Origin of the sequence: Pseudomonas serbiensis, assembly GCF_030580745.1 — a bacterium.
In the GTDB taxonomy this organism is placed as follows: Bacteria; Pseudomonadota; Gammaproteobacteria; order Pseudomonadales; family Pseudomonadaceae; genus Aquipseudomonas; species Aquipseudomonas serbiensis.
This window is the reverse complement of record NZ_JAUQOO010000009.1, coordinates 1-23,286: the sequence shown is the minus strand read 5'-3', so window position 1 is coordinate 23,286 and position 23,286 is coordinate 1. Positions and strand designations below refer to the sequence as shown.

At 54.2% G+C, this 23,286-nt stretch carries 29 protein-coding genes; 6 read left to right on the top strand and 23 right to left on the bottom strand.

Going from position 1 to position 23,286, the window contains the following annotated elements; genetic code table 11:
* Positions 1-55: 55 nt before the first annotated feature.
* The 20 genes from Q6A51_RS13235 to Q6A51_RS13140 all read right to left on the bottom strand — a co-directional run bounded on the left by Q6A51_RS13235 (position 56) and on the right by Q6A51_RS13140 (position 17,004).
* Positions 56-685 carry a DsbA family protein gene (locus Q6A51_RS13235; RefSeq protein ID WP_304574984.1) on the bottom strand — a complete coding sequence of 210 codons (630 nt, stop codon included), beginning with the start codon at positions 683-685 and terminating at the stop codon, positions 56-58.
* Complete coding sequence (locus tag Q6A51_RS13230; RefSeq protein ID WP_304574983.1) at positions 682-963, bottom strand: hypothetical protein; 282 nt, start codon at positions 961-963, stop codon at positions 682-684. The genes Q6A51_RS13235 and Q6A51_RS13230 overlap by 4 nt, the downstream gene beginning before the upstream one ends.
* Positions 960-3,788 carry a conjugative transfer ATPase gene (locus Q6A51_RS13225; RefSeq protein ID WP_405046149.1) on the bottom strand — a complete coding sequence of 943 codons (2,829 nt, stop codon included), beginning with the start codon at positions 3,786-3,788 and terminating at the stop codon, positions 960-962. The genes Q6A51_RS13230 and Q6A51_RS13225 overlap by 4 nt, the downstream gene beginning before the upstream one ends.
* Positions 3,789-3,928: 140 nt before the next feature.
* Positions 3,929-4,360 carry a TIGR03751 family conjugal transfer lipoprotein gene (locus tag Q6A51_RS13220; RefSeq protein ID WP_304574981.1) on the bottom strand — a complete coding sequence of 144 codons (432 nt, stop codon included), beginning with the start codon at positions 4,358-4,360 and terminating at the stop codon, positions 3,929-3,931.
* The gene (locus Q6A51_RS13215) at positions 4,341-5,825 is read right to left on the bottom strand and encodes a TIGR03752 family integrating conjugative element protein (protein WP_304574980.1); all 1,485 of its coding nucleotides are present in this window, start codon (positions 5,823-5,825) and stop codon (positions 4,341-4,343) included. Before Q6A51_RS13215 ends, Q6A51_RS13220 begins: the two co-directional genes overlap by 20 nt.
* Positions 5,815-6,717, bottom strand: coding sequence for a TIGR03749 family integrating conjugative element protein (locus Q6A51_RS13210; RefSeq protein WP_304574979.1), 903 nt, complete (start codon positions 6,715-6,717; stop codon positions 5,815-5,817). The genes Q6A51_RS13215 and Q6A51_RS13210 overlap by 11 nt, the downstream gene beginning before the upstream one ends.
* Positions 6,714-7,373 (bottom strand): PFL_4703 family integrating conjugative element protein, encoded by a 660-nt coding sequence (locus Q6A51_RS13205; protein WP_304574978.1) that lies wholly within the window; start codon positions 7,371-7,373, stop codon positions 6,714-6,716. The genes Q6A51_RS13210 and Q6A51_RS13205 overlap by 4 nt, the downstream gene beginning before the upstream one ends.
* Positions 7,370-7,759 (bottom strand): TIGR03750 family conjugal transfer protein, encoded by a 390-nt coding sequence (locus Q6A51_RS13200; RefSeq protein ID WP_221618924.1) that lies wholly within the window; start codon positions 7,757-7,759, stop codon positions 7,370-7,372. Before Q6A51_RS13200 ends, Q6A51_RS13205 begins: the two co-directional genes overlap by 4 nt.
* Positions 7,760-7,772: 13 nt before the next feature.
* The gene (locus tag Q6A51_RS13195; protein WP_304574977.1) at positions 7,773-8,111 is read right to left on the bottom strand and encodes a TIGR03745 family integrating conjugative element membrane protein; all 339 of its coding nucleotides are present in this window, start codon (positions 8,109-8,111) and stop codon (positions 7,773-7,775) included.
* Between the two features lie 19 nt (positions 8,112-8,130).
* Positions 8,131-8,364 carry a TIGR03758 family integrating conjugative element protein gene (locus Q6A51_RS13190; protein WP_232924711.1) on the bottom strand — a complete coding sequence of 78 codons (234 nt, stop codon included), beginning with the start codon at positions 8,362-8,364 and terminating at the stop codon, positions 8,131-8,133.
* Between the two features lie 2 nt (positions 8,365-8,366).
* Positions 8,367-8,726 (bottom strand): integrative conjugative element protein, RAQPRD family, encoded by a 360-nt coding sequence (locus Q6A51_RS13185; RefSeq protein ID WP_304574976.1) that lies wholly within the window; start codon positions 8,724-8,726, stop codon positions 8,367-8,369.
* A gap of 104 nt (positions 8,727-8,830) precedes the next feature.
* Positions 8,831-9,145 (bottom strand): DUF4177 domain-containing protein, encoded by a 315-nt coding sequence (locus Q6A51_RS13180; RefSeq protein WP_198728785.1) that lies wholly within the window; start codon positions 9,143-9,145, stop codon positions 8,831-8,833.
* Positions 9,146-9,159: 14 nt separating this feature from the next.
* Positions 9,160-10,632, bottom strand: coding sequence for a UvrD-helicase domain-containing protein (locus tag Q6A51_RS13175; RefSeq protein ID WP_304574975.1), 1,473 nt, complete (start codon positions 10,630-10,632; stop codon positions 9,160-9,162).
* An 8-nt stretch (positions 10,633-10,640) separates the two neighbouring features.
* Positions 10,641-11,387: a TIGR03747 family integrating conjugative element membrane protein gene (locus tag Q6A51_RS13170; RefSeq protein WP_304574974.1), complete on the bottom strand. Its 747-nt coding sequence runs from the start codon at positions 11,385-11,387 to the stop codon at positions 10,641-10,643.
* A 14-nt stretch (positions 11,388-11,401) separates the two neighbouring features.
* Positions 11,402-13,558, bottom strand: a complete 2,157-nt coding sequence (gene traD, locus Q6A51_RS13165; protein WP_304574973.1) for a type IV conjugative transfer system coupling protein TraD — start codon at positions 13,556-13,558, stop codon at positions 11,402-11,404.
* Between the two features lie 9 nt (positions 13,559-13,567).
* Entirely contained in the window at positions 13,568-14,074 is a 507-nt protein-coding gene (locus Q6A51_RS13160; protein WP_405046145.1) for an integrating conjugative element protein, read from the bottom strand.
* Positions 14,071-14,643, bottom strand: a complete 573-nt coding sequence (locus tag Q6A51_RS13155; protein WP_198728781.1) for a lysozyme family protein — start codon at positions 14,641-14,643, stop codon at positions 14,071-14,073. Before Q6A51_RS13155 ends, Q6A51_RS13160 begins: the two co-directional genes overlap by 4 nt.
* Complete coding sequence (locus tag Q6A51_RS13150) at positions 14,628-15,368, bottom strand: TIGR03759 family integrating conjugative element protein (protein ID WP_304574972.1); 741 nt, start codon at positions 15,366-15,368, stop codon at positions 14,628-14,630. The genes Q6A51_RS13155 and Q6A51_RS13150 overlap by 16 nt, the downstream gene beginning before the upstream one ends.
* Positions 15,369-15,376: 8 nt before the next feature.
* A complete protein-coding gene (locus tag Q6A51_RS13145; protein ID WP_304574971.1) occupies positions 15,377-16,078 on the bottom strand; it encodes a hypothetical protein in 702 nt (233 codons plus the stop codon).
* Between the two features lie 338 nt (positions 16,079-16,416).
* Positions 16,417-17,004, bottom strand: a complete 588-nt coding sequence (locus Q6A51_RS13140; protein WP_304574970.1) for a serine acetyltransferase — start codon at positions 17,002-17,004, stop codon at positions 16,417-16,419.
* 234 nt (positions 17,005-17,238) lie between these two features.
* Here Q6A51_RS13140 and Q6A51_RS13135 point away from each other — a divergent pair, with 234 nt between their 5' ends.
* Entirely contained in the window at positions 17,239-17,616 is a 378-nt protein-coding gene (locus tag Q6A51_RS13135; protein WP_304574969.1) for a DUF6388 family protein, read from the top strand.
* A gap of 67 nt (positions 17,617-17,683) precedes the next feature.
* On the opposite strand, the gene Q6A51_RS13130 is transcribed toward Q6A51_RS13135, so the two are convergent.
* Together Q6A51_RS13130 and arsN2 are read right to left on the bottom strand one after the other, a co-directional pair.
* Positions 17,684-18,670 (bottom strand): DUF4113 domain-containing protein, encoded by a 987-nt coding sequence (locus Q6A51_RS13130; protein WP_405046144.1) that lies wholly within the window; start codon positions 18,668-18,670, stop codon positions 17,684-17,686.
* Positions 18,671-18,892: 222 nt separating this feature from the next.
* A complete protein-coding gene (gene arsN2, locus Q6A51_RS13125; RefSeq protein WP_304574968.1) occupies positions 18,893-19,336 on the bottom strand; it encodes an arsenic resistance N-acetyltransferase ArsN2 in 444 nt (147 codons plus the stop codon).
* A 132-nt stretch (positions 19,337-19,468) separates the two neighbouring features.
* On the opposite strand from arsN2, the gene Q6A51_RS13120 reads away from it, so the two are divergent.
* Genes Q6A51_RS13120 through arsC form a run of 5 tightly spaced genes read left to right on the top strand, consistent with a single transcriptional unit; the run spans position 19,469 to position 22,830 of the window.
* The gene (locus Q6A51_RS13120) at positions 19,469-19,825 is read left to right on the top strand and encodes a metalloregulator ArsR/SmtB family transcription factor (RefSeq protein WP_271196942.1); all 357 of its coding nucleotides are present in this window, start codon (positions 19,469-19,471) and stop codon (positions 19,823-19,825) included.
* Between the two features lie 25 nt (positions 19,826-19,850).
* Complete coding sequence (locus tag Q6A51_RS13115) at positions 19,851-21,134, top strand: arsenic transporter (RefSeq protein ID WP_304574967.1); 1,284 nt, start codon at positions 19,851-19,853, stop codon at positions 21,132-21,134.
* A gap of 15 nt (positions 21,135-21,149) precedes the next feature.
* On the top strand, positions 21,150-21,620 hold the full coding sequence (locus Q6A51_RS13110) for an arsenate reductase ArsC (RefSeq protein WP_304574966.1): 471 nt from the start codon (positions 21,150-21,152) through the stop codon (positions 21,618-21,620).
* 46 nt (positions 21,621-21,666) lie between these two features.
* Positions 21,667-22,380 carry an arsenical resistance protein ArsH gene (arsH, locus tag Q6A51_RS13105; RefSeq protein ID WP_304574965.1) on the top strand — a complete coding sequence of 238 codons (714 nt, stop codon included), beginning with the start codon at positions 21,667-21,669 and terminating at the stop codon, positions 22,378-22,380.
* Between the two features lie 27 nt (positions 22,381-22,407).
* The gene (arsC, locus tag Q6A51_RS13100; protein ID WP_304574964.1) at positions 22,408-22,830 is read left to right on the top strand and encodes an arsenate reductase (glutaredoxin); all 423 of its coding nucleotides are present in this window, start codon (positions 22,408-22,410) and stop codon (positions 22,828-22,830) included.
* Between the two features lie 207 nt (positions 22,831-23,037).
* On the opposite strand, the gene Q6A51_RS13095 is transcribed toward arsC, so the two are convergent.
* A partial coding sequence (locus Q6A51_RS13095) for a hypothetical protein (protein WP_304574963.1) occupies positions 23,038-23,286 on the bottom strand: 249 nt, incomplete at its 5' end.

Genomic DNA, 23,286 nt, shown 5'->3' with positions numbered 1-23,286 from the left:
ACTGGGGCCAAGGCCGGAGAGGGACACCGCCGTGGTGTCCACCCGTACCGAAGGTCTACTGGCTTGCAAGCCAATCTACTGCAGACAACAGCGCATTGTCATCAGCTTGTCCTGAGAGTTTGACCGAACGTCCGGTTTTATTGTCGGTGATAACAATCGTTGGGGTCGTATTGATCCCAAGAACAGCAGCCTGCTGAGCCTGCTCTCTAACCCGTTCTGCAGCTTGTTCATTGAAGGTCATGCATTGCTCCACAGCGCCCAATAGTCGCTGCTCATCTGGCCTTGATACATTCAGTTTTCCCGCAAGACCAGCACCATTCCCACGTGTTTGCTGGTAAACCAGTTCCACTGTCTTCCAGAAGTCGTTGTTCCCGTTTCTCGCTCCGATGCACTCCACCAGTTGAGCATTCTTGCTCGCTGCTGGTTCATGGATCGATAGCGGCAGGTGGTGCCACTTCAGGTTTGCCTCGGGGTTCCGATCTATCCAGCTTTTGAGGAGAGGGAAGTACTCTCTGCAGTAGGGACATTCCAGATCTGCATATTCGGTGAGTGTGAAGCGAGCATGGCTAGAGCCATAAATCCATGGCCCCTCAACCTGGGGAGCATCCACAAAACGTTCCATAACGAGAAATGCAACTGCCAAAATCGCAAGCCAAGCTACCGCGATCAGCTTCAGATACCTCATGATGCCGACTTTCCGAGTAGTTCACGCTCCAGTACCACAAGCAGATCCTGCTGAGCGGTATCCGGTTGTGGATGCTGTGCCAGCCATTTGTCTACCGCCTTTCGCAATTGCTGAACGATTTCCCGCCGATCAACTGCACTGTCTTTCACAACTCTCAGATTTTCGATCAGCACTGGTGCGCAGATCTGCAGTGTTGCCAGTGAGTCTTCCTGGGGCGAATGCAATAGTTGAGTGAGATGATCGATAAGGCTTTGGGTCAGTGCGTCCATGGCTCTCATGCCTGGTTCTCCGGAAACGATAATTTTGGCGGTTCAATCCCGCGTTTTCGATCAAGATCTTCTGCTACAGCTAATGCGGCACCGAGTTCGTCAACTCCAAGCGATTGCATCAAGTCGTAGCGATGTTTCTTTTCTTCAGGCTCAGTCATGGCCAACGCCAGGTAGAGGCTCGGCGGTACCGCCCGGAACAACACTTCCATGGACTTTGAGAGAATGACGCCCTCGGTGAACTTGCCGCTTTCTTTGCGTGCAGAGAGCATCAATGATTTCTGTGCCGGCGTAAGCTCACGGAACTTGGCGATTTTCTCTACTTCATCTGGTGGCATGTTCAGGCAAATCCACCATTCGATCATGTTGAGCATCGGAGCTGCTGCAGGTGGTAAGTCATCGATGTTTTGAGTGGCGAGCCAGAACCAGGCTCCCAGTTTTCGCCACATCTTTGTGATCTTGATGATGTAGGGGGAGAGCAGTGGGTTCTTGGTAACAATGTGTCCTTCGTCAGTAATGTTGACGATAGGCCGCCCCTTGAACTGGTCACGCTCTGCGATGTTGTTGACCGTATTGATCAGGGAGATGTATGCGATAGAGAGCTGGGCGTTGTAGCCTTCACGCGCATAGGTGGCCAGATCGACAATGGTCACATCTGCCTCGGGCCATGGAGTGCCCTCACGGTTGAACATCTCCCCGTCGGCCCCCATGCAGAACATATCCATGGCTTCAGCCATTTCAAGCATGCGTTCACGGCGCTTTTCCGGGATCGAATCATTCTTTCCTGCTTCAGCTAATGCATCACGGACATCTTGGGTCAGGACCGTGCGTCTTGCAGCAGCACAGGTCCGAGCCGCTGCAAGAATGCAATGTCGAATGGCACTCCGGTCGGCGCGGGTGAGTCGAGCATCTTCTTTCTCTTCTCCACCCGTGATCATCAGCCTGGCGACAATCTCCATTTCGCCCAGGACATCACGTTCACCTTCTTCATCCGCTGCATCAGCCGTATGTTCGTCTGAAACCTCAATGTCATCAGCATCCAGTGTTTTGACCTTGTCAGGGCTTTCAACCAGGCGAATTGCATCAGCGAATGGCGCAAGGCTCACCCCTGAGCCCGGTGCCAGCTTGAGGCGGTTAACTGTAAGACCAAGTTTGCGAGCAAAGTCACCGAGCAGGCCAAAGCTGTTCCCAGCCTCAACAATAAAAAGCCTCGGTCGGTAAATGGCGATCAATTGATTGATCAGATTATTGAGTGTGGCTGACTTGCCGGCACCGGTTGGGCCGAAGATGAACATGTGGGCATTCATCTGCCTGTCGAGCTTGTTGAGAGGGTCTACGGTCAGTGGAGCCCCACCGCGATTGAACAGCGTCAACCCTGGATGCCCTGTGCCGCTGGAGCGCCCCCAGACTGGCGACAGATTGGCGACGTGCTGGGCGAGCATCATCTGCGCGTACCAGTCCAGAGCGTGTTTCTGGTTCACATCAAAATTGGCCGGCAGCCAGCGCAGATAGCTATTGAGCGGCGCGACTTCGTCGCTGGGCGAAACCGGTTCCATACCGGCCCCAAGCAAGGCGTTGCTCAGCTCCATACTGCGTTTATTGAGCTCTTCCTCGTCCCGGCCGCTCATATAGAACGCAACGCTGCCGCGGTAGAGCTTGTGCTTGCGTCCGATCAGTTTTCGGGCGTCATCCACGGCTTCTCTGGTCAGGGCCGACGCCTGATTGTCACCCACTGATTTACGGGCGAGTTTTTCGAGGTGGGCCTCAAGCACGTCTTGTGGCGTAATGACCAGAGTGATGTTGAGCACGGTGTCTTCGGGCAGCTTGTCGAAAAGCGCATGTAGAGCATCGCCACCTTTACGTGTTTCACCGGTCAAGTGACCTGTTTTCGGTGACTCTCGAAGCCTGTCGAGCACAACAACTCTGTGTGGTAGCCCGTCGAAGTACCACAAGCCTTTCTCTGCATTGGATCGTGGCTCCCGATAAAACAGCCCCTGGGAGAAGTCCCCCCCGCTGGCCAGCGGGAGTTCATCTTCTTCTGGAACGTCTGGGCGCGCATTCACCAGCTCGAAAAAGCGGTCAATGTCCTTGCGCGTCGTGCCGAGATGATCTGCATGTGGGTTGAACCAGTGTAGAAGCCAGTCACGAATGTCATGGCCATCCATACGCTTGGTCTTAATGCCGGCGTTAGCCAAGCCCCCGACCAGGCGCTCACAGATGTTGCGCAAATACATCGACGGTGTTTGTCCTCGGAAGCTTCCGTCTCCAGCACCAGTGCTGCGTCGGTAGACGACCATCCGGACACGGCGTTGCTGGCCGCGCCATGGTAGTTGCGATACTTTGGTGTCTTCAAACAGCCCACCGGGCTTGGATATCGCAGCCAGGTGGTGTTTGAACAACTGCAGATACATTTCTGAAAACGCGGTGCCTTGAGCCCGAGGCTGAATGTAGTCTTGCAGTTGCTGCAAGTAGTCATCCCAACTGGTTTCGTCTTTTGCATAGAACTGAACGACCCAGGGCGACTCATCAAGCTCATCGAAGCTGTCCTGCAGGGCATTTTCAAGTGCATCCCGGGTTTTTCGCAGCCATTCGGGATCTCTGCCCTCTGTGCCGATCGGGATGATTTCAAAAAATGCGGCCAGCGACTTTCCATCTTCAAGCAGCATGGCTTGCTCATCGGGCAGATATTCTACCCAGGGCAGTAGATCCACAAAGCTTGGGTTCACATCATAGAGCGCAGCAACGTTTGCGACGGTCGCCGGTTTGCTATTACTGTTCTGCCAATGCCCAGGAGCGGGTATGCCTTGTTCAGCCAGGCGCGCAAGGTAACGCTCCATGCCTTCATCAAAGGGTCTTGCGTCGGCCTGGACAGGCTCTTGCCGGGACGCGATTGGTTCGGTTGCTGCGATCTTTGAAGACTCTGGAACTGACTCAGAAGAAAAGGTTTGCGGTTGCTTCAAGCTTTCCAGGAGTCCCATCAGTAATCCTCCACTCGTTCACCCGGCATCGCGTATTGCACGCGCTGGTAGAAGGGGAAGACGGTTGTATAGCCCGGAATTGGTGCTGGCTCGGACCCGGCCAAGTGGGGGAACACGTACATAACCAGATCTGGGTTGGGAAGCCGTTTGAATTGGCTGTAAATCTCGTTCTGCGCTGTTCGCGTGTAGGTTTTGCTCTCGTGCATAACCGACTGTGAAAGCGGATCCACGGGGCGACGCAATTGAGCGCGAGCATCGAGCATTTGTCGATTGCTTGCGCTACCGCCAGAACCTGACGTGCCATTGTCCCAGACATCCATCATGGTGTTTTCCCCATGAGGTAGAAGCTTTTCCTTATCGGTCGAGCAGCCCGACATGATCAGTAGAAGACTGATAATCGTGATGCGTGAATCAATCCAGGTTGGCAGCATGACGTGCTCCAGTTGTGCCGTAGTTGACCTTCCGGCCTTTGATTTCGTAATCAATCGCGAGCTCCTGGTCCAGATGCAGGGCGACCTTTGCACCGGGCTGCACATACACGGCCGCAAAGGCCTGACCGTAGAGCTTGTTCACCCAGGTTGAAATATCGCTGACACCTTGGTTCAAGATTTGGCCCATGGCCTGGTTACCACTGATACCTGTCGTGCCCAGAGTTCCGCTTGAGGTCGATACGTATGAAGAGCTCGTGCTATCTGATTTGATAAGCGATGCAGCACCTGCTCCAGCGGCCGTTACCAGTGCTTGGGAGCCGATGTATTCCGCTGCATTGCTACGGCGCTCACCTGCGATGCACGGGATACCGTAGGGATCGCTGATCCAGCCCATTCCACCTTGTACAGGCTGATTTTCACCTGAGGTCTGGTTCTGGTTTTGGTTGCTGTTGTTCTGCTGTCCGTCTTTTGCCGGTGCGGGTAGTGTTCTAACCGTGCCGTCAGTGAATACGAAGGTCAGGCTTTTGACTTGCCCTCTCACGCACGAGAGGGTCCAGTCCCCCGATGCAGTCCCGGATGCGACAGCGCCGGCGACGTCAGGCAAGTCGATGCCATTGGCAGTCAGGTTGTCGGGGCCGATCAATACCTTGAACGGGTAGGGGTCGTTGACCGTGCCATCGACGGGGACACGGCCTACGAGGGCTGACATGGACACAGATCCCATCAAAGTTGAGTTCTGAGGAAGCGTGTAGACACGGCGTACTTTCTTGGCTTCTTGCTGGGGGCTGATTGCAGCGCTGGCTTGCTGTGTGCCGGCGCTGAGAGCTTTCTGTCCTTTCTCTATCGCATTGCCAAATGACGATGGGAATGTGACATCGGTCCCCAGTCCGGCACCGGTGCTGCCTGGTGGCGCTGACTTTGCGTCACGCGGCTCGACCCATATGATGTCGTCCTGGGCATTCTTGAACTCTTGGCCGTCACCAGACTGTACACCAAACCCGATAGGCATTTCGTTGTTTCCCCCAACTGCATTTGGGGTGCCCAACTTGGACAGCTGGTCGAGCTTGTCTTTCAGCAGATCCTGAAGGCCTTGCTGTTTTTTGGTTGTTTCCTGCTCAAGCTTGATTCGAGCTGCCTCTAAACGCGCTTCGACGGTCTGATCAATCGTACTCAGCTTGTTCTTGAGTGTGTCATTTTCCTGTTTTTGGGTTTTGTTCTCGGCGATTACCTGGGCGATTTGAAGCTTGAGTTCCCGGCCTTCAGCGGCCATGGTGCGTAAAGTATCGCTTGCTGTATCACCTGTAACACCCAAGGCCTTTGCCTGTTCTGTGCTGAGTTTCGGGGCAACGGGGTCCCCCTGTGTTGCTTCGGGCTTTGGTTGGCCACCAAAAAGCTTGATGCCCATAACCACAGCAAGGATTACAGCCGGGATGACCAGAAATTTCAGAAGAGGATTACCTTTCATTCGCTGGCCCCTTCTTGGTCGCACGTGGATCTGCTTGACCTATGCTTGGGATCACTGCCTGGCTAAGGCTATGCCCTCGAGTCACGAGGTAGATGGTTGTTGTATCCGTTGCATCGCCCCTGGCCCCAATGTACGGATGCATGAAGGTCGCTGTGAGGAAGTCCCCGATCAGCTCCCGAGGGTCCAGTGTGATGCGCTGTTGTGTCTGGTTGCGCAATTTCACAGCAGTCACCCAAAAGTCTTCCAGCCGCCAGGCCCCAAGCGCTGAAACCTCAATGGGCAATGTTGGGAGCAGAGTGGATAAATCGGTTCGGCGATCCAGTTTGACTTGGGTGATGCCTTCCACGGGTTCTACTGTGCGTAGAGGGGCATACAGCATTTGTGCTGCGTATCTCGTTAACACGACCGGTATGGGAGTTTCACGTTTCTTCGGAGCCTCATCCTCTTCGGACTCCTCGTTGTTAGCGGCGTCTCTTTCTGTGGTGCTCGATGCCGCTATGCTTTTGCTTCCATATTGCGTGGAGGTAGTCTCTCCTGGAACTATCCTCACCGGCTCCAACGCAACTTGATCCTTCTGGGCTGGCTGTGCCGCGATATCAACCAGAATGATCTCCCCAGTCTCAGCATTCTGCAGTTGTAGGCGAGTCGGCTCGATTGGCTCTTTTGCAAGCAAGTAGATCGCGCCGGCAATACTTTGCACCCGCAGCTTCTCTTTCAGCGACTGAGGCAGACCAACGCGGATATTCTGGTCAATGAAAATTATTCGTTCCTGGTCCACCACCAATGGCACGGGCAGCGGCAGACGTACCCAACGCATAATCTCAATCGCTGAGGACATTGAGCAGTAGAGGCTGGTGATCAGTGCGAGAGTGAGCTGGATTGCCCTTGTCATTTTGCCTCTCCCTGGATGCCTGGGAGATCGGGGGCTTCAATTCGCTGAGGTGTCCCGCTGTAGCAATCCCATGCGAGCCCAAAGGGATTTTTTTCAGGGTCAAAGTCCTGGCGAATAATGTGAAGTGGGTAGCGCGCTAATGCTCGCTTCACGCGCTCTCCGCCCAAATATTCGTCTGCAGTGATGTCCAGGTTCACCGTCCAGTCATTCAGTGACAGCTGAACAACACGTAGCGTTGGAGCATCGCCATACCCACTGCCCGGGATCTCATATACCCCACGCACTCGTCTGCGTAGCTCGCCGCTGTTCCGCCGGACTTCAAAATCTCTCTGCAGGTAGGCTGCACATGAGGGCGTGAGGTAGCTTGCGAGCGCAAACAAGTTGCGCTCGTAATCTGCTTCACCATCCACGGGCCAGCGGTTTATTTGCTGAAAAATGTAAAAGCCGAACGTGTATACCGACTCAGGAGGAACGTCCCACCATTTCCTCGTGCTACCTGATCGTAGGTCTGGGGGCACATGGACATTCAGATCTCTTGGGGCCGACCACCAGCCGTAAGCAAACAAAAAGCAGAGTAAGCCAATGAGAATTAAGGCAATGCGGAGGCTCAGAATATGAGCCCGCTGCGCCTCTGTTTGTTTCCAGAATCTGCTCATCGTTGCACCATGCGTTTGCTTGTCCAGGCTCCTGACCTGACGACCAGCTTCCCGGCGTTCAAGGCCCTTGGACCGTGTTGCGCGATCAACCATTGCGCCTGCCGGTACAGCCAGGTTTCTGGTCGACCGCGCTTCCAGCGCCGAAGTATCCGTGCGGCCACAAGCAGCCCCACGGTGCCACCTGCCAATGCGAGAATTACTGGCATTGCCGGTGTTGTGAAAAATGCCAACGGTATGCCTACGATGAACCCAGTGCCGGCACAGCCCGAGATAGTCATCCACATTTCATCAGCAGTGAGTCCACCGATGACGACGGGTTGTGTATTAAGGCGGCTTGGGAGGAAGCGAAGTGTTCCGTCTTCAAACTGATCCTGCTGGTCACTCATCACTGAAATCCTGTTAGAGAATTGTGGACGCTTGGGTCACCAGGTAAATCGTGATGCCGATCAGACTTACTCCGACTACAGCCGTAGCGCCCAGATCTGCCCATTTCGCTTTCCCGACATGAATCTCGTGATAAACCCCAAGCGCGTGACGTCCGACCATGACCAGAGCGAAAGCACAGAGGATCAAACCGAGAAGTGTGAAACCGTCAAATGCATAGTTTTGGAATGTTTGCATGTAACTGTTGCCAGCTCCGCGTGTTGGTGCTTGTGCGCTGGGAAGTGCGGCAAATCCACGGCTTGGCAGCACAGCGAGTAATGCCAGTGGTGTAATTGACTGGGTACGGAACAACATGGGTGCATCTCCTTGAGGATCAATGTAGAAGCATGAAAGTCATGATCATGAACAGGACAGTCCAGCGGATGACCCCACCGGTTGCTGCTGCTCTATCGAGTTTCTGGGTAGCCCACCCTCGATAGATGCTTTGAAAGGTCCATACCCCCCAGAGCGTCAGGAGCACGACTGCCACCCCAATCCAGAGCGTGCTGCTTTCAGCCACCGAGAATCCTCCGGCAGTCTGAAATGCACTGGATTGATCAGATGTCATCGTCATGGGTGACTGTCGCTGCTATAGCTGCCCGAGATATCGGTCGCGTCACGCGGCTGTGCCCGCGATGGGGACAAGTAGTCCTGCAGGCCTTGGCGAATGCGTGCGATATCGCCTGCCAGGCGCGTGTAGTCGAAGCGATAGCGCTGAGCGTCATCACTTGGCAACTCCGCACTGCGGCGTGCCACTGCTTCCAGGGCGTTGAGCTCGCGAACCATGATTTCGACGTTCGTCCGTTCAGAAGCGGTTCCGGCGGCATACACGGGAGCAGCGATCAGGAGGCTACATAGAGCCGAGGCGACCAGATGCCTGATCAACCTCAGGGAGGACGTATTCTTCTTCGCGGGGAGATTCGTGTTCACTTCACGGCCCTGGGTACTGTGGAGGCAATGTCCACAGCATGCCCAGAGGGGCGGCTGGATTCAGCAGTAAACCCTTATCAGGTCTGACAGGGTTTCAAGATGGCTTACAGCATCGGTTGTGCGGCCGCTATTGAGCGTTTGAAGAACAACAAAAAGCCCATGCTCAAGGTGTAGACATACGCCAGGCTCTGAGCATTCTGGTTCCCTACCTGGTCGTGGCCACGAAAGATCTGCTGAACACTCACCAGTTCCCAGCCTTCGCGGCCGTGCTGATTCATCACGCCAAGCGCTTGCGCCGAGTTCAGGAATGTATCTATGTCTGGTTCGGCTGTGTCATTTGTGGACTTGAACAGCAGCCCTGCAGTTCTGGTTCTGTAAGGAAGGGGTACGAAAGCCTGTGTGTATTCAAAATGATTCATGGTTCAACGATCCATCAAGCAGGAATTTCCGGATAATTAATCACCGCTTTGCTGTTTTTGAACCGCATCATGATATCGATGACCAACGAGTTCAAAGCCAGAATTTTCATGGCTCGCGTCACTGCGACATAAAGCAGATTGAGCTCATCGTCCCGTGCCCCAGGATCGATCTCAGGTGATAGTGGATCTGAAGTGAAGTCTTCAGACAAGCAGACGAAATCCCATTCCAGCCCCTTGGCTCGGTGTGCCGTCGTGAGCGTTACAGTGGCATCGAGTTCAGAACTGACGGAGCTGCGACGGAGCTCATCAATTCGTGCCGGCAGATCTGGATATGCCTCGACGATCTTGATCGAGCGAAGCATCTCGGAGTCTTGCGTTGCCTTGGCTATCTCAACATATTGGTCGTAGTCCCGGTAATCGTTGAGCAGTTTTCGATTTTGCACTTCCTCTTTTCTGCTACGGCTGAAGTAGTAGAGATCTTCCAGGTCGCGCAGCGAGTAGCTGTCTATGCCACCGATCCAGTGAATGCGATGTTTATCGACAACCAGGCGCAGCGCATTCTCGATGACTCCGCTGACTGTGCGATGCAAGTAGGTGCGGTGTGGCAGGTTGTCAGGTAACGCCCGCTTGACCTGAGTCTGTGGTCCCAGGCCAAGCAGCGGAATCTTTTCGCCTTTGAACGACAAAATGATGTTGGCCACGTGGGCTACAGCTGGGCCGAAACGAAAGCTCTGGGTCAGATAATGTCGTTGAGCATCATCCATCCATTCACTGCTCAATGCATCCACTGCACCCCGGAACCTATAAAGCTGTTGGTGGCGATCGCCAACGGTCACCTGAGTAATTGTCTGCATCTGGACCAGATCAGCTATCACCGGATTCACGTCTTGTCCCTCATCAAGCAATATAGCGTCGAAGCGCTGGCTCAGATCTGGCCGGCTCAATTGATAGAGCTTCAAGTATCCGTCATGGGTCATGGGCACTTGCCGGTCACTGAGGTCAACCATTCGCAACCAGACAACTCCCGCCAGGCGTAGAGTTTTTACCAGGTATTGCTGTTGGGCAGATGTCAGCATGCTGTTGCTTTGGAAGCGTCCCAAATGACCCTGGCCGATTTCATAGTCATTGCTGGCCATAAATGCATTCAAGATATTCACAACGTCGCGTGCGAGCTCCCAATCCTGCGTGTTAATCGTCCTGGCTATATCGGTCAGACGAAGATTGCCAGCCTGCTTGTGCTGGTACTGGGATCCGTAGACTGCGTAAGCAAGGCCTTGCGCTGTCTTGCACGTCACGTTACGTGGAAACCGGTTTTTGGCCATCATTTCTACGGCCTTGTTGTAGCAGAGGTAAAGGATCTTCAACCGAGAGTGATGTTCGGCATAGCCGACCAACGTTGTGGTTTTACCGGTGCCGGCAAAGGCCTGGACCAATATTTTCTTGGCGACAGATTGAATCGCCGGAGACTGTTCGTGAGTCCATTGCATGCTGATACCTACAGATATTTTTTGAAACTGGATGCTGTAATGCTCACCGAGATGCCGAGCAGGGCAGCGCAGGGGAGAAGCACAAGTAAAGGGCTGACGCTGAATGGCAGAGCCAGGTAAAGCGTCCAGGGCATGATCACTAAAGGCATCATCGTCGAGCGTGCCTTGTGGTACAGATAGCTCGACTCACGGCCCGCGCCGAATTTACGCAGATCACGCCTGACAAGTCCGTCGACGAACCCCACAAACGCGGCCATGGCAAATAGAGGTATCGTCAACGTTAGAATCACGAGGCGAACACAGAACACCAACAGCGTGTATAGGGCAGCGAGGCCATAGTCCTGGAACTTCGTAAATGCCCATGCAAGTTGGTAGCTCAGATCTACGCCGTTGCGCGGGCCTCGTGCGGCCTGGATCTGCATTGCGCCTATCCAGTCGAGCATCCCGGTTTTTACTACCAGCCAGTCATATGTGCTCTGGACCAGCCAAGTTGCTGTTTTTCCAGGTTCCTGGACAATCACGCTTTGCATGAAGCCCTGTGACAGCCATCCAAGCTCATGATCAAGCATGCCTTGTGCATGCTTCCATCCTGCTTCAGGCCAGAAAAAGTACATGCAGATCCATTCAACGATGATCGCCCCGCCCAGCGACAGAAACATGATCGCGATAAACCGAAAGGGGAGGGTCAGCATCGAGCCGAACCAGCCTTGCTCCTTCTCTTGTTGCTGTTTGGCTTTATCAGCGACGTCGGCCATGAGTCAGCATCTCCTCATGCCACGTCTGATGACGTTGCGATCTGTTGGAAACCCTCTACCAGATCTGCTGGCAGTGACTCATTCAAGGCGCGATAACCAGGTGCCTCCCACCATCCAGTGTCACCGACTTTTCCTACCTGGTAGGTCTGTCTCATGCTCTCAGCGAGTTCTTGCAGATCTGCAGGCAGAACTTCATCAGGGTCATTGGCAGGCAGTGGCATACGCACCTTCCACAGGTTCCCACCCTCGATCAGGGCGAAGCATTGCCCCTTGGGTAGCCCGACCACGTGGGCTGGCTCAATCATTGGCACACTGACGGCATTTACCTGGTCGTGTGTGTTGGATGTGAATGCGGTATTGCCGGATACCGAGTCTGTGGCCGCACTGGCCGGGGTCGAGGTGAAGACCTGAACTTTAGGTAACTGATTGGTCAGCAGCTCGGCTGTTGACGTTTCGCGTACACGCAGCATGAACAGGTTATTGAAGTTACCGATCACCTGGCCAGCTTTTGCCTTGTTACCGATCTTCGCCTCGATGTCGCTCAAGGTCTGTGTGTAGGCAGTCACTTGCATGCCGGCACCGCCACCTTTGTTGATCATCGGGATGAACTCTTCACCCATCAGTTCGTTGAACTCATCCGCATGCAGGTTGATTGCGATTTTTGAGCCGGCCACGGCACCGGGCAATCCATCGTCAACACCAAACTTGTAGATGTGGCCAGCAACCGACACCAGATCAGAGAACATCGAGTTACCGACGGCAGCAGCCACTTCGGTGTCAGAAAGAGCATCCAGCCCGACATAGACGACAGCACGTTTACGGACGACCTGCATCCAGTCGAAGATCGGCCTTGGGTCGTTAACGTCCTGGTAGTCCGGTGAGATCAGCTCGGCCATACGGCCGGTGGTGAGCTTTTCCAGCAACGGCAACAGGGAGGCGACGATCTTGTCGAAGTAGGTCTTGTCGTAGCGTACTGCTGAGCGCAGGCCATCCATGACCGGGTCAGCGACTCGTGTGGACGACAGGTATTGATCGATGGCAATCACACGAAGAGGGCGACCCTTCATGTTGAATGGGATGTTTTTGTCGTTCAGCTTGCCTTCAATCGCAACGATTGTTTCCCAGGCCTTAGGATCATGCTCTGCGAAGTATTTTTGCGCGTACTCAAGAAACAGGCCTTCAATGTTGATCACGTGTGTCTGGATCTGCGCGTAATCGGGGCGACGGCCCAGAGCAACAAGGCCTCGGGCAATGATGTTGACGAAGCGCCAAGCGAACTCGCGGAACGCCGCGCTGTTGCCTTCACCGGAGAGCTGGCCAGCGATGCGTGTTGCCACTTCCGAGATCCGACCAAATCGTCCCACAGCGTTGTAACGTGCCGAGTGATCCGGCCATCCGAGATGGAACACGTAGAACTCGCCGAGACGACCAGCGCGTTTCGCTTCCACATACATACGCTTCAGCAAGTCGGCATCGCCTTTGGGGTCAAATACAATGACGACCTCATGTTGGCCATTGCGCTTGCGACGAATGTCTTGCGTGATGAACAATTCAGCCAGGCGCGTTTTTCCTACTCGGGTTGTGCCCAGCACAATAGAGTGTCCCACCCGCTCTCCAAGCGGCAAAGAGACGTTCTCTTCGTAGGGCTCGATGCCGTGCAATCGCGGTAACCCGCCGACTGGCGGGAGTGGCCGGAGAGGATTGATCGGCACATCCCAGCTCGTTGCCCGGGCAAGTACCTTGACCGGCCAAGCTGCAAACTCTGTTCTTTCCTCGAACTTGCGAGCTGCACGAAACAACGGTGTGGGCTCGATGTAACCTGCATATTTGGGCAGGTAGGTGTCCATCAGGCGCTGCGTGTGCCGTTGCTGCCAGCGGAATCCAAGACCGATGAACAGCCTTTCATTGCTGACAGGGACTTCTTTGCTGGTCATCTTGTAATGAGGCAATCGCCGGATATTTCGTCGGTACCGAAGTACCCGCCATGCCTGCTTCAGCCTTATCCACCCGAGTACCAGAAAACCCAGAGCACTCACAGCCCCAAACAGAGGGGTCAACGCGAACGCCCAGGGGGCAAAAACACATAGAAACGCGCCAACAGCACAGACCAGTACGGTATAGAGCTCCACTGCCGGCCGGAGGAGAGATTCAATCGCGTATTCGCTCGACATCAAGCCACCCTATTGTTCGATAGCGGTTGCGGTGATCAGGGCCGGGTAGTGATTCAGCCCCAGGCGCTGTACCAAATCGTCACCTGACGCCGGAGACATAACTACACCCTCCACCCAGCTCCGAATCACCGCCAGGCGCTCGTGCGATGCAACATTCACGATCAGTCCAACGGCTTGAATATTTCTAAGTTGGTCGCTGTGCTTCAGCAGCCAAAGGCGGGAGGCTTCGTCGTCTCCAACAATGAACAATGGCTGCAAACCGGGTGCGTTGATGACGCGGCCTTGGATCTGCCCGGGTGTGAGATTTTTGGATCGGATAGGCAAGCCTTCAGCAGCGCGAGGATCTGGCGCTATGAGTGGCGCTGTAGCAGCTTGCGGTTGAGGGTTGAGCGAGCGGTAATAGGGAAGTGCTGAGGCTCCACCCTTATCATCGACGACAATTATTTGCGCCGCGTAGGCAGGCAGCACCATCAAACTGAGCAAGATGCCCAGGACTCGAATTAGTACAGTGGTCATGGATTATCAGCTACCAGTTGGTTGATGCCGGTTACACGGCTGAGGTGTTTGGCGAACAGCTTTCGATAGCGCTCGGCCGGAGCGCCACCAGCAGGACGGTGATAGCGGCCGGCTGCGGTTATCCAGTCCTTGGATTTAGCGCGTTCTTCGACAAGGATCTGTGATGTTACCTGGAGGTTTTTGTAGGGGTTTAGCGCTTCGCAGGGGAAAGAAAAGCGATGACCGTTCCAGCCCATATTGACTTGGCCAAGGCCCACATCAACTTGCTTACGACCAACTTTGGCGATTGCGAGAACGAGTGCTTTGCACGCATCGTCGCGTGTAGCGAATCGATAAGTTGCCCCTGCTACGTTCAATGACCAGGGCCACGGCACAAGCTGTTTTTTCTGTCCCCGGAGGAACGTCCCGCTCTCCTGCAGTGCGACGGAGTAGAGCACTTCGGAGGGAATGCCTGCTGCATAGGCCGCGAGCTGGTATGCGGGAGGTGGAATCTCAACGGCCTGACTCAGCAAAGGCAGGCACGTCCCGAAAAGAGCCGACATCAGCCGTGTCGTCACTGACGCAGCCATTGACCGTTGACCTCACGTACGACTGCCGGCAACTCACCTCCGAGGCCGAGACTCAGCCAGCGGCCGGCATCGTGGTTCAGGGTGACCTGACGCTTGCGAACAACCGCCACGTCCACGCCAGCCTGGATTGCCCAGTTGCGGATCCGTGCGTCATCTCCCTGGCTGCCGATCATGTACACGTCAAACTCTTGGTTCTGTGACAGCAACGACTTGATCCGGATCGAGCACTCTGAACAGCCATCCTTCACAAACACTGCCAGACGGCCATTCCCTCGCACTGCAGCTTTCACACCGGCGGAAGACCCAGTATCAACGCTTCCATCAGGTTGAATAGGGAGCAGATTGGGGTATAGACGTTTAAAGGCATCGTCATAAGCCCGTTGATAGGCCAGTTCTTTGGCTGTTCTTTGTGCCTCGGCTTTCACCTGCAGTTCGGCATAGCGCCGGCGCTCTTCGTCTGTGCGGGCTTCAATGCCGAGCGCTGTAAGCGGATCGAGGCCGGGTGAATAGATGCCGCGAGAGCCCTGCATCAGGCTTTGATACCGGTCCCATTCTTTCTCATCCAGATTCCATTCTCGTGCACGTGCCTCACTGGGGACATTCTGAGTGTTGAGGCCAGCATTCGCAGAGTTGCGGTATGTCAGGGAGCCTGGTTCAGCAGCTTGCACCGTGGTAATGAAAATGCCCGCCAACGCCAGGGCAATGTGTAGAAGTTTGTTGAGCATGGAGCACCCTAAGGTTTGAGTGAGACGGTTCGTTGTGTGCCGTTGATGCTGAACAACGCTCGTGATTCGTCGAGGCTATTGAGCCGCCAATTACTCCCCGCAATGCTGTCGCCGGGGCGTACAAGGTTGAGCTGGCTGAGTTGTGTGCTTCCAGGAGGAGCCACAGATAGAAACCGCTCACCGCCCCGGTACTCAACACCGATCACAGTGAAGGGCGGAGTGCTCTCGATGGGTTTGGCAATGGCTTCAGCTTTACGCGGGGCAGCGGGTGTTTTGATTTTTACAGGCGCAGGAGAGGATGGGGTCGCCACATGTGCTTTGCGGATCTCCTGCAGGGCCACCTGTAGGCTTTCTATCTTTGCGTCAAGCGCGACAACATCTGACATCGATACCGCTACAGGTATGCTTTGCGCGATCTGCTTTATCTGTGCTTGAGCATCATCTAGCCGCTTCGACATTGCCTGCTGGCTTGCCCTAAAATCGTCCATGCTTACCAGCTTTAGGTCTGCTTTCTCATCCAGGCGTTCCTCAACCCGACTGATGCGCTGTGCAAAGCTGTTAATGCTTTCTTTGTCGGCTGTTTGAGATAGCCCGCCGTTGACCTTGTAAATCTGGAACTGCAAGAAGCCGAACATGCCGACGATGCCCAAGGCACCGAGGATTTTCCAAGCATTTGCAGGTGATAATGATGGGTGTAATGGCAGCTTCATGGAGGACCTCACTCATGATGTGAGGCACCTTCGCAGAAGATATTCGGGGACGCAGCAGTAAACCGTTTTTGAATCAAATGGGGTTTTAATTCAGGAGGTTTTGGTCATGGCGGGGGATCGAGGATATTGCTCAGGAGAGTTGATATTCGCATCAAAAGAGGCTTTGAGTCGTTGTCACCGGCAAGCCCAGCTACAAACCCTCGGCACCAGTACACCCAGTTATCCCATGCAGTCGGAGCCAGATCTCCACAGGCGGCATGGACCTGCGGAGCAACGAAAACATCATGTGCTGCGCTATCAAAGGCGTCAGCGAGTACGATACTCAGTGGACGATCCATTCATGATTTTCCCAGGTCAGGCTGGTCGAGAATGCTTGAGGCAGGTGCCATTGATTTTTTGATGTGTCTGGAGCGTTTTTCTGTGATGTAAGTATGATCTGCGGGGATATCTTTGTTAATAAAACTCATCGCGCCTATTGTTACATTGTCGCCAATATTTAATCCCGTACCAATGATGCAACTGTTGGCACCCACGTCTACATTGTCACCGATAGTTATTGGTGCATCGCCTTTGTGGTCAATGCCAATGGTGGTGTTCTGGCGAATTGAAAAATTTTTGCCAATCTTTACTCTTTTTGAAATCACAATTCCAAGGCCATGGCCAACCATCAGGCCCTCATCAATATCAGCACCTAACATTATTTCTGTTCCATGCTGACTGATAAGGTTGTTGTTTATCCCTTTTGCCAACGATTTCAAAGTACGATTTTTAGTGCGGGACAAATGATCGGCCAGTCGAAACCAGAATAAATAATGGCTTTGCCGACTTCTGCGAATCCTACGGTATAGCCGAATCCAAGAAAAAGGTTTATCAAGGCCGCCGAGTACTTCTACATGCCAGTAGTGCTTAAGGCTATTACGCTGCATTGGTTAGTGTTCTCCACGTCTAAATAGTTTGTGCGCGCCAAGGCTATGGAATTCGCCTCAGCTATCTCACGAGGAGTTTCTCTTCCTTCCTGCTGTGCGGGGTGATACTTGATCAGCTACCAATCCGCTGTCAGCAGGTCCTCCTGAGGCACCTTCGCAGAAGCTATTTTGGGATGCAGCACTAAACCGTTTTTGAACCCCGTAGGGTTTTAGACGTCTTTAAACGCGAATAGAATGGCTTATACGACCAGCATTGGCGCTGGCATTTTTGAGCAGGAAAAACTGATAGATATGAGAAGTCGATACCAAGCTGCGTATGAAAAGTATTTTGGCAATAACCCACAAGCTGTGGCCGAGATCGAATCAGTTAGTCAGAAGATGATTGAACATCTTGGTATTACGATGGAAGAGTGGAGGCAGACTGAACGCCATCGCATTTTTGCGGAAGCCGCTAAGGCGCGTGGCTTGGAGATCGGTGAGTTCGTGATTCGTTTGATGGCCGAGTCGCCAGAGCAGGCCCACGCATGGCGCTTGGAGAACCATCGCAGAATGGCTGACACATTGGGCATTCCCTGGGATGAGTACAAACAGTTGAACCGTATCAATGAGTGAAGGGCTCTTCTTGCTCTGTCTCCCCTTTGCTCGACTCAAGAACACAAACGGCTATCAGTCTGATCGGTTAACTGCAGGAGACTTTCCAGAGTTGATCCAGTCGTGTCGTGTAGCTCTGACTCATGAGATCTCGTCTCATATGCCAGTCAGGGCTGGCCGGCACGCTTGCTGTACGCAGAGTTCCTCTACCCCAGCGGCCATTGATGCTATCAAGAACCCTCATCACGCGCTGTGAGGCTTCGGGCTGAGATTCTGCAAATAAGTCATCGGTGTACTCGCCATGCTGGCAAAGCCCAAGGAGTAGTACCTCAGCTTTGCTGTATCGGTAACCCGGACGAAATATCCGATCAACCGCCTCAGTTGCCATCTTCGTCATCAACCGGACATCATCCGTTGGGTAAGGCAATTCAACGATGGCCCCATTCGCATACTTCGCTTCGTCGGGATTAAACATCCCAGTGCGGATGCTGACACGGATTTTTTTGCAGAGCGATTTTTGAGCACGAAGCTTCTCCGAGGCACGCATCATGTATGTGGCCACAGCCTCTTTGATGGATTGAGCGTCGCTTAAGCGCTTACCGAACATGCGACTACAGCAGATCTCCTGTTTGGGGGGATCCGGCTCGTCCAGCTCAAGGCATGAAGCACCTGCGAGTTCACGTGCTGTTTTCTCGATCACGACGCTGAATTTCTGCCTGAGCATCGATGGGTCGGCCCGGGCTAGGTCCATTGCTGTTTTAATTTTCAACCCTTCCAGGTGAATTGTCATACGCCGCCCGATTCCCCATACCTCACTGACATCGGTGTTGCGCAGCACCCAGTCCCGCTTGGCTGAGTCACAGATGTCGACAACACCACCGGTGTGCGTCTGCAGACGTTTCGCGGTGTGGTTGGCCAGCTTGGCCAATGTCTTTGTATGGGCAATACCCACACCCACAGGGATGCCCGTAGTACGATTCACCGTGGCCCGGATCTGTCTGCCAAAGACTGTCAAATCGCCCGGGATACCGGTCAGATCTGCGAATGCTTCATCGATGTAAGGGAAAGATGTCAACCCATGGACATCGATTGGGGCTTACATAACTCTGGGCTCGAAGGGATAGGTTCGCGTCCATGGCAACCTCCGCAAATAGCAGCTTATTTGTGGTCACGTCCATACTCAGGAAAATTGGAGTGGTTAAGAAATCACAGTGCCCCCTTAGGCACGAGGGGCAAGCGTAATGATCGCCATGCCAGACAATGCGACCACGGCTCATATTTTGCGCTTTTTGCCATGTCAGACGATATGGAGCAGCTTACTCATGTAACAAGCAGAACCCGGACAAAGCCGCATGAACTGCTCGGTTTTCGAGATCAGCACAGGCTCGGAGCCGCGCTCATAAACCTCATACCCGGAGCGCTGGAAAAAGCCTGGAGCTGTAGTCGTCAGCAGGTGCAGTCGATCAATTCCATGTTCGGAAGCGATCCGTTCAATGAGCTGAAGCGCTGCCACACCGATCCCCTTCGACCGGAGGGTTGTCTCGACGACCAGGGATCGTAGTAATCCGTCAGCACCGTGCTTCTCAAAACCACCCCACCCAACTGTCAGACCGTCTTGCTGGAACTCAAAAAAGGTTCGGCCCGGAAGCTCGATATCGTCCGAAGGTAAATTGCTGGATTTCAACGCGTCTCGAAGACGCGGCCATCGCCCTTGAGCAACTGGTATTGCCTGGATTGTCACACCGCCTCCTTAACCCTTGTCCTAAGCACCTCGCCGGCGCGAGAAGACGCTCACAGCACCATATTTGCTTTACTGAATATCCGCAAAGTCATATATTCGATTATCCATATGTTAGTGGATCACGGAGAATCTATGACAGAACTCATGACCCCCACCGCATTGTTCAAGTGCCTGGCGGATGACACACGCACCAAGATCACCCTCCTCGTTGTGAGCGAAGGAGAGCTGTGTGTGTGCGAGTTAACCGCCGCTCTCGACCTGAGTCAGCCAAAGATTTCACGCCACCTAGCGCTACTTCGCTCGGCCGGTTTGTTAATGGATCGCCGCCAAGGTCAATGGGTTTACTACCGACTGCATCCTGAACTGCCCGCGTGGGTGACCGCCGTTTTAAAAGACGTTGTGGACGCCAATCAGCACTGGCTTCAGACCGAGGCCAAGCGCTTATGCAGCATGGATGGTCGTCCTAGCAGTCGAGCTGTCTGCAACTGATTCACTTCCTATCTGGATTACCGAAATGCTTATTGCCGTGTTGATCTTCATCGCCACTATCGTCCTGGTTATTTGGCAGCCTAGAGGTCTAGGCGTGGGCTGGAGCGCCACCTTTGGCGCTGTCCTCGCCCTGCTGACTGGCGTAGTCACACTGGGCGACATACCCGAGGTTTGGCACATCGTATGGAACGCCACGGCGACGTTTATCGCCGTGATCATAATCAGCCTTCTGCTCGATGAAGCCGGGTTCTTTGAATGGGCGGCGCTGCATGTTGCGCGCTGGGGGAAAGGCAGCACGCGCAAGCTGTTCGCTTTTATCATCCTGCTCGGCGCCGCTGTGTCGGCACTATTCGCGAATGACGGTGCGGCCTTGATTCTCACGCCCATCGTGATTGCGATGCTGTTAGCACTGCGATTCTCCCCCGCCGCAACCTTGGCGTTCGTGATGGCAGCAGGATTTATTGCCGATACCGCGAGCTTGCCCTTGGTGGTATCGAACCTGGTCAACATCGTTTCTGCCGACTACTTCAACATTGGTTTCAGCGAGTACGCATCCGTCATGGTGCCGGTGAATCTGGTTAGTGTGGCGGCGACGCTGGGCATGCTGATGTGGTTCTTCCGAAAGGAATTACCCAGAACCTACGACATTGCACAACTGCATCACCCGGAAGAAGCCATCCGCGACCGCCCGACGTTCATCGCCGGTTGGTGGATCCTTGCGGTGCTGTTGGTGGGTTTCTTCGTAATTGAGCCACTGGGTGTTCCGATCAGCGCGGTAGCGGCGGTCTGTGCGGTCATCCTGTATGTGATCGCAGCTCGTGGTCATGCCATCGACACCGGCAAAGTGCTCAAAGGCGCGCCGTGGCAGGTAGTGGTTTTCTCTTTGGGGATGTACCTGGTCATCTACGGGTTAAAAAATGCGGGCCTGACGGATCACATTGCGCAAATTCTCAACGTATTCGCGGGCCACGGCATCTGGGGAGCCTCACTCGGCACAGGGATTCTGACCGCGTTCCTTTCCTCGATCATGAACAACATGCCGACCGTCCTGGTAGGCGCCCTGTCTATTCACGCCTCTGGAGTCGAAGGCGTCGTCCAGCAAGCCATGGTGTACGCCAACATCATCGGCTGTGACCTAGGCCCGAAGATCACACCTATTGGCAGCTTAGCCACCTTGTTGTGGCTGCACGTGCTAGCCAAGAAGGACATCAAGATCAGCTGGGGTTACTACTTCAAAACCGGGATCGTGCTGACCTTGCCTATTCTCGTCGTCACCCTCTGCGCCCTAGCTATACGCCTCAGTTTTTGAATCAAGGATCGCCTGATGAAAGTCTTATTCATGTGCACACACAACAGCTGCCGCAGCATCCTTTCCGAGGGGCTGTTCAACCATCTTGCTCCTGAAGGAGTTGAGGCAGTCAGCTCAGGAAGCTTTCCAAGTGGCCGTGTTAATCCACGGGCGCTACAAACACTGGAGGCAGCGGGCATCGCTACGGCCGGCTTGAGCAGCAAAGCGTCTGACGCTTTTGAAGGTTCGCCTCCCGATATCGTGATTACCGTCTGTGATCGAGCTGCGGGAGAAGCATGCCCCATCTTTTTCGGGCCTGCGCTGAAGGCGCATTGGGGCTTGGCCGACCCTTCGGAAGCCTCAGGATCTGAGGCTGAAATTACAGCCGCGTTTGAAGCCACGCTCGCCAAAATTCGTGAACGTGTAAGCGCTTTTCTTGAGCTGCCGCTAAAGACCATGGGTGCTGAAGAACTTAAAGCGCAATTGAACCGTATCGGTACGCTTTGACGCTCAACAAAGGCGGTGTCCGCGCGGCATCGCAGTAGGAGTTAATATGCAAGATACCTTGCCAAACGTTCATGCCGACCTAGTCGACATTCCATCGTTGGGGCAGTTGGAGCCGCACACACGGTCACTGCACAAGCCTCGAATTCTTCTCCTCTATGGATCCACCCGAGAGCGCTCATTTAGCCGCCTGGTAACTCAGGAGGCAGCTCGCTTACTGGAAGAGTTTGGAGCCGAAACCAGAGTGTTCGATCCCTCTGGGCTCCCCCTACCTGACGACGCTCCTGACACCCACCCAAAGGTCGCGGAATTGCGGGATCTTATGCAATGGTCTGAGGGCCAGGTGTGGTGTTCCCCGGAGCGCCACGGCTCCATGAGTGCCGTGTTCAAAGCGCAGATTGACTGGGTTCCTTTAGCTATAGGCGCCGTACGCCCCACCCAGGGCAAGACGCTCGCGGTGATGCAGGTTTGTGGAGGCTCGCAATCGTTCAACGTAGTCAATCAACTGCGTGTGCTGGGTAGATGGATGCGGATGTTCACCATCCCGAACCAGTCATCTGTTGCCAAGGCATTTACCGAATTCGACGAGGCAGGCCGAATGAAACCGTCCTCGTACTACGACCGTCTCGTGGACGTGATGGAAGAGCTGATGAAGTTCACGCTGCTGTTACGTGATCGTCAAGATTACCTGGTTGACCGTTATTCCGAGCGCAAGGAGTCCGCTGAAGAGCTATCTAAGCGGGTAAACCAACGCTCTATTTAACGCATTCCTTCTGCGAGGCTTCATCGTATGAGTCAGATCACCATTTACCACAACCCGCAGTGCGGCACCTCTCGCAACACCCTGGAACTGATCCGCAACAGCGGAGAAGAGCCAACGGTTATCGAGTATCTGAAAACACCGCCCGACCGCGCCACGCTTGTCAGTCTGATCGGGGATATGGGTATCGAAGTGCGAGCATTGCTTCGCATCAAAGGCACGCCATACGAAGAGCTAGGACTGGCGGACTCCACACTCACAGATGAACAGCTCATCGACGCCATGATGGCCCACCCCATCTTGATTAATCGCCCCATCGTTGTGACGCCTTTGGGCACACGTTTGTGTCGCCCTTCAGAAACCGTGCTCGACCTGCTCTCACAGGATCAGCGCGGACGCTTCGTCAAAGAGGACGGCCAAGTTGTTATTGACGAGCAAGGCCGTAAAGTCTGAATTGAGGCAGGCAGCTCGAGAAGCTGCTGGCAGTAGGCTTGCTCCTAGAGCCTTTTTGGCCCACGTGGATCTAACGAGATTATGTTGGACGCAGGCAACTGCTGCTCAAGTTCTGCGATACGGTCATACAGCTCAATAATTTTCGCATCCGCTTCGCTCAATAAACTCGCGAGGTGGTCGCGCTGCTTAGCGACTTGCTCGATCCGATCACGCATAGCGCGACTTTTTTGGCGTGCGAGAAGATTCAACTGGTTTGACGAAGGAGGTCGCGCCTCCGCATGTTGCTCCACGTAGTTTTTTATCTCTTCGATCAGGATCGGAAAACGCGGTGTTGCCGCTGACCGAAAACTGACCCAGTAGAGGCTGTTCTGCCGACTGAAAACTGACCCAGGTGTTCAACTGCTTCTGCTCACTTTTTGAGCAGGAGAACACAGGGTGATCAGCATGGAAATGTTG

What these genes read in the sequence shown, in the direction of transcription:
- Q6A51_RS13235 (WP_304574984.1), bottom strand. Translation starts at nt 685, where the DNA reads ATGAGGTATCTGAAGCTGATCGCGGTAGCTTGGCTTGCGATTTTGGCA.
- Q6A51_RS13135 (WP_304574969.1), top strand. Translation starts at nt 17,239, where the DNA reads ATGGCTTATACGACCAGCATTGGCGCTGGCATTTTTGAGCAGGAAAAA.
- Q6A51_RS13150 (WP_304574972.1), bottom strand. Translation starts at nt 15,368, where the DNA reads ATGCTCAACAAACTTCTACACATTGCCCTGGCGTTGGCGGGCATTTTC.
- Q6A51_RS13170 (WP_304574974.1), bottom strand. Translation starts at nt 11,387, where the DNA reads ATGGCCGACGTCGCTGATAAAGCCAAACAGCAACAAGAGAAGGAGCAA.
- Q6A51_RS13200 (WP_221618924.1), bottom strand. Translation starts at nt 7,759, where the DNA reads ATGAGTGACCAGCAGGATCAGTTTGAAGACGGAACACTTCGCTTCCTC.
- arsC (WP_304574964.1), top strand. Translation starts at nt 22,408, where the DNA reads ATGAGTCAGATCACCATTTACCACAACCCGCAGTGCGGCACCTCTCGC.
- Q6A51_RS13215 (WP_304574980.1), bottom strand. Translation starts at nt 5,825, where the DNA reads ATGAAAGGTAATCCTCTTCTGAAATTTCTGGTCATCCCGGCTGTAATC.
- Q6A51_RS13195 (WP_304574977.1), bottom strand. Translation starts at nt 8,111, where the DNA reads ATGTTGTTCCGTACCCAGTCAATTACACCACTGGCATTACTCGCTGTG.
- Q6A51_RS13190 (WP_232924711.1), bottom strand. Translation starts at nt 8,364, where the DNA reads ATGACATCTGATCAATCCAGTGCATTTCAGACTGCCGGAGGATTCTCG.
- Q6A51_RS13120 (WP_271196942.1), top strand. Translation starts at nt 19,469, where the DNA reads ATGACAGAACTCATGACCCCCACCGCATTGTTCAAGTGCCTGGCGGAT.
- arsH (WP_304574965.1), top strand. Translation starts at nt 21,667, where the DNA reads ATGCAAGATACCTTGCCAAACGTTCATGCCGACCTAGTCGACATTCCA.
- Q6A51_RS13230 (WP_304574983.1), bottom strand. Translation starts at nt 963, where the DNA reads ATGAGAGCCATGGACGCACTGACCCAAAGCCTTATCGATCATCTCACT.
- Q6A51_RS13180 (WP_198728785.1), bottom strand. Translation starts at nt 9,145, where the DNA reads ATGAATCATTTTGAATACACACAGGCTTTCGTACCCCTTCCTTACAGA.
- Q6A51_RS13145 (WP_304574971.1), bottom strand. Translation starts at nt 16,078, where the DNA reads ATGAAGCTGCCATTACACCCATCATTATCACCTGCAAATGCTTGGAAA.
- Q6A51_RS13115 (WP_304574967.1), top strand. Translation starts at nt 19,851, where the DNA reads ATGCTTATTGCCGTGTTGATCTTCATCGCCACTATCGTCCTGGTTATT.
- Q6A51_RS13210 (WP_304574979.1), bottom strand. Translation starts at nt 6,717, where the DNA reads ATGACAAGGGCAATCCAGCTCACTCTCGCACTGATCACCAGCCTCTAC.
- traD (WP_304574973.1), bottom strand. Translation starts at nt 13,558, where the DNA reads ATGTCGAGCGAATACGCGATTGAATCTCTCCTCCGGCCGGCAGTGGAG.
- Q6A51_RS13160 (WP_405046145.1), bottom strand. Translation starts at nt 14,074, where the DNA reads ATGACCACTGTACTAATTCGAGTCCTGGGCATCTTGCTCAGTTTGATG.
- Q6A51_RS13205 (WP_304574978.1), bottom strand. Translation starts at nt 7,373, where the DNA reads ATGAGCAGATTCTGGAAACAAACAGAGGCGCAGCGGGCTCATATTCTG.
- Q6A51_RS13220 (WP_304574981.1), bottom strand. Translation starts at nt 4,360, where the DNA reads ATGCTGCCAACCTGGATTGATTCACGCATCACGATTATCAGTCTTCTA.
- Q6A51_RS13175 (WP_304574975.1), bottom strand. Translation starts at nt 10,632, where the DNA reads ATGCAATGGACTCACGAACAGTCTCCGGCGATTCAATCTGTCGCCAAG.
- Q6A51_RS13225 (WP_405046149.1), bottom strand. Translation starts at nt 3,788, where the DNA reads ATGGAGCGTTACCTTGCGCGCCTGGCTGAACAAGGCATACCCGCTCCT.
- Q6A51_RS13110 (WP_304574966.1), top strand. Translation starts at nt 21,150, where the DNA reads ATGAAAGTCTTATTCATGTGCACACACAACAGCTGCCGCAGCATCCTT.
- Q6A51_RS13140 (WP_304574970.1), bottom strand. Translation starts at nt 17,004, where the DNA reads ATGCAGCGTAATAGCCTTAAGCACTACTGGCATGTAGAAGTACTCGGC.
- Q6A51_RS13155 (WP_198728781.1), bottom strand. Translation starts at nt 14,643, where the DNA reads ATGGCTGCGTCAGTGACGACACGGCTGATGTCGGCTCTTTTCGGGACG.